Source organism: Staphylococcus auricularis (assembly GCF_051172115.1).
Lineage (GTDB): Bacteria > Bacillota > Bacilli > Staphylococcales > Staphylococcaceae > Staphylococcus > Staphylococcus auricularis_A.
In genome coordinates this window covers 160,648-172,826 of sequence record NZ_JBPIZN010000004.1, presented here as the reverse complement: position 1 = coordinate 172,826, position 12,179 = coordinate 160,648, and the positions used below count along the sequence as shown (strand labels likewise).

8 protein-coding genes, 2 pseudogenes and 1 riboswitch are annotated in these 12,179 nt (G+C 38.4%); of the genes and pseudogenes, 4 read left to right on the top strand and 6 right to left on the bottom strand.

Translation table 11 applies throughout. The features are described 5' to 3' along the window. Positions 1-78: 78 nt before the first annotated feature. The 5 genes and pseudogenes from ACSBRB_RS08640 to xpt all read right to left on the bottom strand — a co-directional run. Positions 79-1,212: pseudogene (locus ACSBRB_RS08640) on the bottom strand (GTP-binding protein); the annotation flags it as partial. Positions 1,213-1,825: 613 nt separating this feature from the next. After that, positions 1,826-3,367, bottom strand: coding sequence for a glutamine-hydrolyzing GMP synthase (guaA, locus tag ACSBRB_RS08635; protein WP_107392274.1), 1,542 nt, complete (start codon positions 3,365-3,367; stop codon positions 1,826-1,828). 22 nt (positions 3,368-3,389) lie between these two features. Further along, a complete protein-coding gene (guaB, locus tag ACSBRB_RS08630; protein ID WP_435032436.1) occupies positions 3,390-4,856 on the bottom strand; it encodes an IMP dehydrogenase in 1,467 nt (488 codons plus the stop codon). Between the two features lie 14 nt (positions 4,857-4,870). Next, positions 4,871-6,156, bottom strand: a pseudogene (pbuX, locus tag ACSBRB_RS08625) (xanthine permease PbuX). Further along, positions 6,153-6,734 carry a xanthine phosphoribosyltransferase gene (gene xpt, locus ACSBRB_RS08620; RefSeq protein WP_435032435.1) on the bottom strand — a complete coding sequence of 194 codons (582 nt, stop codon included), beginning with the start codon at positions 6,732-6,734 and terminating at the stop codon, positions 6,153-6,155. Before xpt ends, pbuX begins: the two are co-directional and overlap by 4 nt. 197 nt (positions 6,735-6,931) lie before the next feature. Continuing rightward, a riboswitch (purine riboswitch) is annotated at positions 6,932-7,034 on the bottom strand. A 237-nt stretch (positions 7,035-7,271) separates the two neighbouring features. On the opposite strand from xpt, the gene ACSBRB_RS08615 reads away from it, so the two are divergent. The 4 genes from ACSBRB_RS08615 to ACSBRB_RS08600 all read left to right on the top strand — a co-directional run bounded on the left by ACSBRB_RS08615 (position 7,272) and on the right by ACSBRB_RS08600 (position 11,418). Beyond that, entirely contained in the window at positions 7,272-7,697 is a 426-nt protein-coding gene (locus tag ACSBRB_RS08615) for a general stress protein (protein ID WP_435032434.1), read from the top strand. 297 nt (positions 7,698-7,994) lie between these two features. Beyond that, complete coding sequence (locus ACSBRB_RS08610; RefSeq protein ID WP_435032433.1) at positions 7,995-8,666, top strand: hypothetical protein; 672 nt, start codon at positions 7,995-7,997, stop codon at positions 8,664-8,666. Positions 8,667-8,775: 109 nt separating this feature from the next. Beyond that, positions 8,776-9,729 (top strand): hypothetical protein, encoded by a 954-nt coding sequence (locus ACSBRB_RS08605; protein ID WP_435032432.1) that lies wholly within the window; start codon positions 8,776-8,778, stop codon positions 9,727-9,729. A 294-nt stretch (positions 9,730-10,023) separates the two neighbouring features. Further along, entirely contained in the window at positions 10,024-11,418 is a 1,395-nt protein-coding gene (locus ACSBRB_RS08600) for an L-cystine transporter (protein WP_435032431.1), read from the top strand. 128 nt (positions 11,419-11,546) lie between these two features. Here ACSBRB_RS08600 and ACSBRB_RS08595 read toward each other — a convergent pair whose 3' ends face one another. Next, positions 11,547-12,119 (bottom strand): hypothetical protein, encoded by a 573-nt coding sequence (locus tag ACSBRB_RS08595; protein ID WP_435032430.1) that lies wholly within the window; start codon positions 12,117-12,119, stop codon positions 11,547-11,549. Positions 12,120-12,179: the final 60 nt, after the last annotated feature.

Here is a 12,179-nt window from a genome sequence, read left to right as displayed (position 1 = left end):
ATCGAAGCCTTAAGCTTTTGGCACGATTTCCCAGCCATAAGGTTCGTCTAAAGCAGACCAGTCACCACTAAATTCTTATGTATCAAGTAAACAAGCATCGAGTGATTGAGTAATTGCCTCTTTATCTAGATCTTGACCAATAATTACAAACTGAGTATGTCTGTCTCCAAATTCTGGGTCCCATGTGGCTGCGACATCAGGACGATCTCGTAAGATCATTCGTTGCCGAAATTCTGCCATACTAGCGACCCAATAAGTCACAGGATAGAGGTGACATGCAGATCCTGCGGTTGAAAGTAAGCAAGCCACATCATTATATTGTGCCAACCATACAATACCTTTGGAACGAACAATATTTTTAGGCGCAGTTTCAATCCATTCTTGGAAACGTTCTGCATGAAATGGCATACGACGTTCATAGACAAACGATGAAATGCCATATTCTTCTGTTTCCGGTGTATGGTTCGCGTGCCCACCTTCTGTTAATTCTTTCAGCCATCCCGCTGAATTGCTCGCTTTTTCGAAATCAAATAATTGGGTGTTAATGACATCGTTTAAATCAACTTTTCCATGTTCTGTACGAATAAATTTCGCTTCTGGTTGCAGTTGACGCAGAATTTTTTCTAAACGCGTTAAATCTGCTTCAGCAACTAAATCTGTCTTATTGAGTACAAGGACATCACAGAATTCAACTTGATCGATGAGTAAGTCGGCGATAGATCGTTCATCACCCTCTGCTGCACCTTGATCACGATCAACTAACAAATCTTCAGAATTAATATCATTGATAAAGCGATTCGCATCAACGACGGTTACCATCGTATCTAACCGACACATTGAAGTTAAATCAATACCGAGTTCATCATCCATATATGAAAAGGCTTGTGCAACCGGTACCGGTTCAGAAATGCCCGTTGATTCGATCACGATATAATCAATACCGCCACGTTTTACGAGACGCTCAACCTCTTGAAGTAAGTCTTCGCGCAGTGTACAGCAAATACATCCATTAGATAATTCGACGAGCTTTTCATCTGTACGAGAGAGGCCTCCCCCATCTGCCACGAGATCTTTATCGATATTGACTTCACTCATGTCATTCACTATGACTGCGATTCGTAGCCCTTCTCTATTATTAAGTATGTAGTTAAGTAATGTGGTCTTCCCTGATCCTAAATAACCACTTAATACAGTTACCGGAATTTTTGCCATCCATGTTCAACTCTCTTTCTGAATCGTAATGATTACGATTTGTATTATATTAGACCTCCTCACTTTTGGCAATCATAAATGAAACATCCTCTAACCTGCTGTTTATTTAGTGAATTTTTAGAGGTGCTCTCCTATACATGAGTGGATTTTGCCTGGCATTTAAAAAGACTGCGACATTTTAGTGCCACAGCCTTCTCAACTACATCATATTAATTTATTGGTATGTACGCATTAATTGCCACACGCATTGATAAATTGGAGTTCGTAAATTTCTTTTTCATCATAACGGTTAAATAAATCTAATTTACCATTAAGTTTCATGTAATGAATAAATGTTTTCTACCAACAAAAGCTAAAAATTTATAGCTTTAAAATTAAAGAATTCTTTATGATTAGTTAAAGGGATTTGGAATTCGTTCAGATATAATTTCTGGAAAATCTAAAATAAAAACAATCACTTATTCTTAAACGGATTGCTTCAAATATATACTGAGCAGTGCCATTCTAGATTTTTCAAATATAGAAAAGAAAACGGTGATTACTATGATAATTTTAACTAGTAATCACCATTTGTAAGCAAATATGTTTTACGTTGGGCTAATCATATTATGAATTATTCCCATTCAATCGTACTTGGTGGTTTAGAAGTCACATCATAGACAACGCGGTTTACATGATCGACTTCATTGACGATACGGTTGGAGATTTTTTGTAATACTTCCCAATCGATACGGGCAAAGTCACTCGTCATACCATCAATAGAAGTGACTGCACGGATACCTACTGTATGATCGTACGTACGATAGTCACCCATGACACCTACGGATTGGATACCTGGTAATACAGTGAAGTATTGCCAAATTTCACGTTCAAGTCCTTCTTCTCGAATCACTTCGCGTAAAATCGCATCAGATTCACGCACAATTTCCAATTTATCTTCAGTGATTTCACCGAGTACACGAATACCGAGTCCGGGTCCTGGGAATGGTTGTCTCCACACGAGATGTTCTGGAATGCCAAGTTCAATACCTAATTCACGTACTTCATCTTTAAATAACGTATTAATCGGTTCGATCAGTTCGAATTCCATGTCTTCTGGTAAGCCACCTACATTGTGATGTGATTTAATTGTTTGTGCGGTTTTTGTACCAGATTCGATCACGTCTGTGTACAACGTGCCTTGAGCAAGATAATCAACGTCTTTTAATTTAGCCGCTTCATCATCGAATACATAAACAAATTCATTACCAATGATTTTACGTTTTTGTTCTGGATCAGATACCCCTTCTAATTTTTTCATGAAACGATCTTTGGCATTAACACGGATGATGTTCATATTGAAGCCTTCGCCAAATTGTTCCATAACCATGTCGCCTTCACCTTTACGCAATAAGCCATGGTCTACAAAAATACAAGTGAGTTGATCACCAATCGCTTTGTGTAATAACACTGCCACTACTGATGAATCAACACCACCACTCATCGCACAAAGCACTTTACGATCTCCGACTTTTTCACGGATTTTTTCGATTTCTAAATCGATAAAGTTTTCCATAGTCCATTCGCCTGTACATTCACATACGCGACGAACGAAGTTACGTAACAAGTCGTTACCATATTCCGTATGACGAACTTCTGGATGGAATTGAACACCATAGATGCGACGTGATTTATCCTCAATCGCTGCATAGTTTGTACTTGGACTATCTGCGATGACTTCGAAACCTTCTGGTATTTCGATCACTTTATCGGAGTGACTCATCCAGACCGTTTGTTCTTCTGGTAAACCGAAGAATAATTCGTCAGATTTCGCATTGATTGTCGCTTTACCGTATTCTCTTTCATTTGCACGTTCAACACTGCCACCGAGTAATTTAGTTGTCAGCTGCATGCCGTAACAAATACCGAGTACAGGTACACCTAAGTTATAAATTTCTGGATCAATGGTAAATGAATCTTCTTCATAAACAGAATTTGGACCACCAGAAAGAATAATGCCTTTAGGATTCATACGTTTAATTTCATCAATAGACATTTCATGGTCGTGTAATTCACTATAAACGCCCATTTCTCTAATGCGACGTGTAATGAGTTGGTTGTATTGGCTACCAAAATCGAGTACAAGAATCAGTTCTTGTTCCTTTGCGATTTCCATTATGCATTAATCTCCTTTTACTTTAGAATGAATAGTTTGGTGATTCTTTAGTAATTTGTACATCATGAGGGTGACTTTCTGCTAAGCCGGCAGGTCCCATTTTTGTAAATTGTGCTTCTTCACGAAGTGTTTTCAAGTCAGGAGAACCTGTGTAGCCCATACCTGCACGAACACCGCCCATTAATTGATAGATGTTACTTTGTAGTGAGCCTTTATATGCGATACGTCCTTCGATACCTTCAGGCACAAATTTTTGTGGTGTTTTGTCTTCTTGGAAATAACGGTCGTTTGAACCACTTTCCATCGCACCTAGTGAGCCCATACCGCGGTATACTTTATATTGTCTACCTTGGAATACTTCGATTTCTCCTGGGCTTTCTTCAGTACCTGCTAATAAGCTACCTAGCATGACAGCGTGACCACCAGCTGCGAGCGCTTTGATAATGTCACCTGAGAATTTAATACCACCATCAGCGATAATTGCTTTACCGTGTTTACGTGCTTCAGTCGCACAATCGTAAACAGCAGTGATTTGTGGTACACCAACACCTGCAACGACACGTGTTGTACAAATAGAACCAGGTCCGATACCAACTTTAACAACGTCCGCACCTGCTTCGATTAATGCTTTTGTACCTTCTGCAGTGGCTACGTTACCTGCAACGACTGTAATATGTGGGTATTTCGCTTTGATGTGTTCAACTTGATCAAGTACACCTTTAGAGTGACCATGCGCTGTATCGATGACTAACACGTCTACACCCGCTTCAACTAATTTATCCGCACGCGTATCTGTATCTTTAGCAATACCGATAGCTGCAGCAACAAGTAAACGTCCTTCTTCATCTTTCGCCGCATTTGGGAATTCTAGGACTTTTTCAATATCTTTAATTGTGATAAGGCCTTCGAGACGACCATCTTCTACAATAGGAAGTTTTTCAATTTTGTGTTCTTGTAATAATTTTTCAGCTTTTTCTAAAGTTGTACCAACAGGCGCAGTAACTAAGTTATCTTTAGTCATCACTTCAGAAATTTGAATACCGAAGTCTTCGATAAAGCGTAAATCACGGTTTGTAATGATACCGATGAATTTACGTTCTTCACCGTTATTTACGATTGGTACACCAGAAATTCTGTATTTACTCATCAATGCTTCCGCTTCGTAAACTTTTTCTTCTGGGGTTAAGAAGAATGGATTTGTAATGACGCCGTTTTCTGAGCGTTTTACTTTTTGAACTTCGTCGGCTTGGCCTTCGATGCTCATGTTTTTATGAATGACACCGAGTCCACCTTGGCGTGCCATAGCGATCGCCATTTCAGCTTCTGTTACTGTGTCCATACCAGATGAAAGGACTGGAATGTTTAATTTAACTTTATCAGAAAGTGCCACACTTAAGTCCACTTCATGTGGTAGTACATCAGATGCTGCTGGAATAAGTAATACATCATCAAACGTTAATGCTTCTTTTTTAAATTTGCTTTCCCACATATTAAAAACCTCCATTATTTTTGCTCAATTTTTGTTTCTTCAACTTGATCGACCTGACTTTGTGCCTGTTGCTTACCATTAAAGAAGAAGTTTAATACAATCGCAGCCACTGTACCAATAACGATACCGTTTTGAGTGACCCACGCGAATTGATCTCCAAGTGCTTGAAATGCTTCAGGTACAGCATTGATACCAGCAACAAGACCGACTGCAATCGCAATGATTAACAGATTGTTTTGATTGTTAAAATCACTTTTGCCTAAAATACTTACCCCGTATGCCATTACCATACCAAACATTGCAATCATCGCACCACCCAAAACAGGTAATGGAATCATGTTGGCTAAGGCACCGAGTTTTGGAATACATCCACAAATCAGAAGTAAGATGACCATGCCATAAATGACGTTATTCTTTTTCGCTCCTGAAAGTGATACAAGCCCTACGTTTTGTGAATAAGCTGTGTAAGGAAAGGCATTGAAGATAGAGCCGAGTACGATAGCAAGGCCTTCCGCTGTATAACCTTTTCTAAAATCTTTGCGCTCCATCTTTCTACCTGTAATCTCACTCAATGCATGATAGACCCCAGTAGATTCAATAAGACTGACAATCGCGACGATGAAGAAAACGAGTGTCGCACCTAAGTCAAAATTAAATCCAGAGAATCTAAACGGTTGTGGTAAGGCAAACCACTTCGCATCTCCGACTTGATTAACATCTACAACACCAACGAATGAAGCTAATATCGTACCCATAATAAGTCCGATTAAAATAGCGATTGAATTCATGAAGCCTGTCGTAAATCGTTGCAGTACTAAGATAATTACTAACGTCGCAAGACCAAGTAGAATATTTTTACCATCACCGTAATCCTTAGCGTCCTCTCCGCCAGCCATATAATTCATCGCAACCGGCATTAAGTTAATCCCTATAATCGTCACAACACTACCTGTGACAACAGGAGGAAGTATTTAACGAGATGAGAGAAGAAAGGAGCGATGATCACAACTAATATCCCTGCGAGAAAGAGTGAACCGTAAAGTACGCCGAGTCCTTTCGTTTGTCCGATCAGGATCATTGGAGCGACAGCTGTGAATGTACAACCTAATACGATAGGTAAGCCTGTTCCTTTCCAAACTTGTAACAGGGTCGCTACCCCACACATGAAAATGTCTACTGTAACAAGAAATGCAATCTCTTCAGGTGAGAATTTGAGGCTTGTCCCTACGATGATAGGAACAAGGATCGCACCTGCATACATCGCTAATAAATGTTGAACACTGAGTAAAAATGTCTTCATTCTTGTTCTCCTACTAAGGTCACTTGGTTACCTACAAGTGACGCGACCTTACATAATGAAGATACATTGAGTCCTGCTTCTTCAATGCGTTTACGACCGGGTTGGAAGCTTTTCTCTACTACGATGCCTACACCGACCGTTTGTGCTTTAGCTTGAGACACAATGTCATTGAGTCCCAAGGATGCATCGCCATTTGCTAAGAAGTCATCGATAATTAACACGCAGTCATTTTCATCCAAGAATTCTTTAGAAACAGTAACCGTGCTTGTTTTGTTCTTCGTAAATGAATGAATATCTGTTTGATATACGCCTTGTGTCAATGTGCTCGGTTTGGCTTTTTTGGCAAATAAACAAGGCACATCAAAATACAAAGCAGTCATGATAGCTGGTGCGATACCTGAAGCTTCAATTGTAAAAATCTTAGTTACACCTTCATCTTTAAACTGTTCATAAAATGTGCGCCCTACTTCGTGCATTAACGTTGCATCAATTTGATGATTTAAAAAGCCGTCTACTTTTAAAATAGACTCATCTATCACTACACCGTCATTCTTCACTTTCTGTTCCAACAATTCCACTCCAATAATCCTCCTCCTTTTTGATATAAAAAAATTTCCAAAACTCTTTCAAAGTTTCAGAAATGATGGGTGAATGTAAATACAGTGCAGCGTGTCCCTTTTCTATGTTCCCGTATAACGAATATAGAAAGAAGTGAAGCTTCACGAACTCAAAGCATTCATTTCTGTCCTATAAGATAGCTGAACAGGCGCTACTATGTTGTAGATCACTCACTCATAGTCACATCGTTAACGGCGACGTGGTAGAAACTCCTAAAGCCATATTCTTTAGTTTATATGAGCTTGATTAGATTATTATTGATAATAGCAAACTTTTGCGCGATTTTCAATATATAGAAAATGATAAATTGTACGCTTCAGCCCTTTTGTCACGCGTGTTTGAAAACAAATGAAAGCGCTAAACCCTACATCAAGATACTGTTTGTCAGCGTATTATTAAAGTTATATAATTAATTTAGAATCGTTTTATTTATTATCATTTAGGGTAAATAGAAGAAAAAACGAACGACTATGATTTATGATGTGGAGGGGTTTTACATGTCTCAATTTACAATTGTAAGTAGTACGGATGAACTACTCAATGAAATCAACAACAAAAAAGAGCAAGGCTATAAAAGCTATGAATTACGAGTAGTGAGCAAACACAAGCTACATATGGATGAACTCACTGACTCTGAAATTTCAATCACTGTGACAAGCGGTACTTTCAGCGATACGGTTTCACGTGTACTCACTGGTGAAGATGCTGAAGAAGCCATCTTCTGTCAGTATGATTTAGAAGAAGAAGACAAAGAAAAATACAAACAAGCCATCCTTAATGGCAATTATGTACTTGTTTCTGGTCACGATTATAGTTCTCATGACGAAGTCGAACACGTGAACGCTGCATACGATGAAGACACCATTTCTTACGATCAACCAGAAGATCATACTGCTCGCGAATCGAAAGGGCCAAAGTCTTAAACAAAAGTAATCCAAATTAAACTTCTAACTTTTAAAGGAAAAATTTGCAATTCTTTTGTGGTCCACACAAATTGAATATTATTTTATCAGGCTGGGATTTTTGTTTCCCAGCCTTCTTTGCACATATCAGATATAAACCTGGATCACATAGCACATTTCACATTAATGTCATTTATGATTTAACTGTCACCGATTTTATAAATAAACAGTTGGCTTTAAAAGTAAAATAGCTTACCATTTAACTCAAACACTTGTATTATAGATTGCTCAATATTGCTGCCTTAGGGGGAATGCTACATGGAATTTAAAGTTGTGAAAACTTCAGACGACCCTTTGTTTAAAGAAGCCTTATCACTTTATGATGGGAAACTCGATATCGCTTTATTAGAAGATGAACAAACCTTCGTACAATCACTTGAAAATAAACATACGAAAGACGATTATGTCTTTCTCGTTGGAATTGAAGATAATACCGTTGTCAGTTTAGCTACAGCGCATTATGAAGCGACGACTCACTCAGCGTTTCTCATCTATTTAATCGCTTCTAACAGAGAAGACCACGATGACATCATCAGTTTAACGCTCGAACAAATCGAACTAAAAATCAATGAACTCGCACAATATACACACGATAGAGACGTCAATTTTATCATGTTCGAAGTTCCTAAAGCGCCTCTTTCTACAACACCCGAAGAGGAAGAAGTGCTTAAACAACGCCGCCTATTTTTACGACAACATGGTTTCGAAAAACAAACGGATCTCGATTACCGCTTACCACCCTTACATGGTGAGCGAAATAATATGCCAATGGATTTATATATAAAATCTAACATTGAACTAACTAAAGACATCTACGGTACCAGTGTAAAATCAAATTATATCTTAAAATACGTTTTCGCAAATCGAATCCCGCGCTCAGTCATCTATCCTATTTTAGAAGAGATGGGCTTGCATAAGTCAACAACGTGAACACTTGAAATCAATGGGTAAAGGGGGTAAACTAGCATAGAGGTCAGACTGACGTTTGCCTAACCTAAGACATCCGTCAGTGTAAAAATTGAGCGAAAGGATAATATCTATGTTAACTAAAGAATTTGCCCAACGTGTTGAACTTAGTGAAAAACAAGTGCGCAAAATTGTTCAACATTTAGAAGAACGCGGCTATCATTTAAATAAAACTGAATATCGTGGTCGTGAAGCAACAAACTTCCAAGAAGAAGATATCGAGCTATTCCAAGATATAGCGGAAAAAGTGAAACAAACCAATAGCTATGACTTAGCATTCGATGAACTTGAACAAGAAAAAGATTTTCTTCAAGTATTGGTTAAAGATGAAGAAGCCCACTTACCTACGGATCAAAACGTCGTAGAATTAGTCGAAGCGTTACATACAGAAATTCAACAACTCCGTGAAGATCGCGAACGTTTAAATCAAATATTATCTCAAGTCAGCGAACAGCAACATGAATTGACTGAGATGCAACAACAACTGGCTACGAAATTAGACGCCAATGCAGAGTCGCTACAAACATTGCAAACGTCTACAGATTCAATTAAAGCTGCACAAGATGAAATGCAAACTGCGCAAAAACAACAAGCTGAACTCGCACAATCTACAATGGATGAAACGAAATCACTACAAGAAGAACAAGCCAAACTTGCGCAAACTGTAACCACAATTGCACAACCTGAGCCTGCAACAACTCAAACAGCTCAAGCAGCTGAAACGTCAGCAACCAATACGACCGAAACTTCTGAAATAGAAACCACACACTCTGAAACGGCTTCTGCATCTCAATCAGAAACACCATCTAATGTGGCGCAATCTGAAACAACGAGTGAGGTGGCACAAGAGGATACAATTGAAGCCTCAGCTTCCACTTCACAATCTGAATCAGAAAGTGAATCAACTTCACAAGATTCAACTACTACAAGCGAAAGTGAAAACCATTCACAACAACAATCTTCACCGCTTGGTAAATCTGAACCGCAACAGAAAAAAGGATTCTTTGCACGATTATTTAATCTTTAATGATTGTTTTCGTTACAAATTGCCATGATTCATCGATATGGCGCTAATCTCTGCATCACTTGATGATGATTTTAAAATGATATAAGTGACGATAAAAAACTAAGGTACATAATGGTGTGCCTTAGTTTTTTATTTTTATACTCCCCTACATGTCTCCTATACAATAGTTATTTTTAATAAATCTAATTATTGACAAATCCAATAATTCCCTTGTATTATGTTGTAATTACTAATATCCTATTATATATATCGGAATTAGCACCATTAATTATACTTAATTGGAGGGTAAAAGTAGTGGGAACATTTTTAACGGTTATTAATGTACTTGTGTTAGTTGCTTTCATCGTCGGTTTATTTATCATGGCAAAAAAACACGTCTCTTTCCCTAAACGTGTGTTTACCGCCCTCGGTATCGGTATTCTATTTGGTGTTGTCCTCCATTTAATCTATGGCGCAGATTCAAATATTATTGAGACAACATCTGACTGGTTTAATATCGTGGGTGATGGTTATGTCGCATTACTACAAATGATCGTCATGCCATTAATCTTTATTTCAATTGTTTCAGCATTCACTAAAATTAAAGTCGGTGAGAAATTCGCGAGCATCGCGATTTCAATCTTCCTATTCTTAATGGGTACAGTAGCGATTGCCGCCATCATCGGTATTGTCGTATCATTACTCTTTGGCTTAGATGCTTCTTCTATTCATATCGGACAAGAAGAACAATCACGTAGTGCAGAAATTGCAAGTCAAGCTAAAGAAATGACAGCGAATACGTTACCACAACAAATCTTAGAACTACTCCCAGCGAACCCATTCTTAGATTTCACTGGTCAACGTGAAACATCAACTATTGCGGTCGTTATTTTTGCTGGATTCATCGGTTTCGCATTCTTAAGAGTCATGCGTAAAAAACCAGAAACAGGTTCAATACTTAAACGCGCAGTCGACGCAATATACGAACTTGTTATGTCAGTCGTGACATTCGTATTACGTTTGACACCATATGGTATCTTAGCGATTATGGCGAATACGATTGCGACAAGTGATTTCGGAGCGATTTGGACATTAGGTGAATTTGTCATTGCGTCTTATGTCGCAATCATTATTATGTACATCATTCACTTACTCATCATCAGTGGTATTGGTCTCAACCCACTTACATTTATTAAGAAAACAGGTGAAGTGCTACTCTTCTCATTCACTTCACGCTCAAGTGCAGGTGCTTTACCACTCAATATACAAACGCAAAAAAGTCGTCTCGGTGTACCGGATGGTATCGCAAACTTCTCTGCATCATTCGGACTTTCTATCGGTCAAAACGGATGTGCCGGTATTTACCCTGCGATGCTCGCAATTATGGTTGCCTCAGTCGCTGGTGTAGATATTGACTTACAATTCATCGTGACATTACTCGGTGTCGTTATCATTAGTTCACTTGGTGTTGCTGGTGTGGGCGGTGGTGCCACATTTGCATCCATCATCGTGCTTTCAACATTGAACTTACCAGTTGCATTAGCAGGTGTACTCATTTCAGTCGAACCGTTAATCGACATGGGTCGTACGGCATTAAATGTGAACGACTCAATCCTTGCAGGTGTCGGAACTTCTAAATTAACTGGTCACTTAGATAAAGACGCTTATAATTCCAATAAAGTTGGAGATTTAACTACAGAACAAAATTAATACAACTTAAAAAAGTGGCTCGGACATCACATTGTCCGAGCCTTTTTTATTGCTTTAAAATCTATTAAATGTATCTATCATACGCATATCCACTCATGAACACCTTTTCAATCGATCCATCTTTCACTTTAAGTATATCTCAATCTGAATGGTCCCCATGTAATTTGTTGTTTACTATCGACAGGCAAGTGTTTGACTTCTTTTTGAACATCATCAAACCAGATCATCAAGGCTGCACTTTTATCTAAATGTGCTTCAATGCTTGACGATGAAACACGGTGTGTATAAAACATTTGTGTTTCAAACTCATATTGAATTTGCCCATATGCCAAGCGACAACATCCTGCACGGTCATAGACACGATTCACTTGTTTAACAAATTTTTCAGTATATGGAATAACATCTTTTTGGATATTTTGAACATACTGCGCGTTGTCTAAATCTGCCCATAATTTGAGTTCACCGTTGATTTGGTAAAAGATGTCGATCGAAGGTTGTCGTTCATCAAATGACATTAAGATGAAAATCCGTTCTGCTGTATGTTCTACAGCATACATACAACAAGTAATCACTTTTTTGGCGAAGTGTTTCCAATAATCACTCAGTTCTTGCGGCGTTATCTTTTTATTGGCGTTTTTATCTACAGCTTCCTTTTGCTTCCCAGTGCTACGCTTTTTTCCTTTTATAAAGTCGCCAAACATTGCTTTACCCCTCCCTCCTTCTCTTTGATTCTATGGGGCTGCCTTTAAAAATGAATCTTG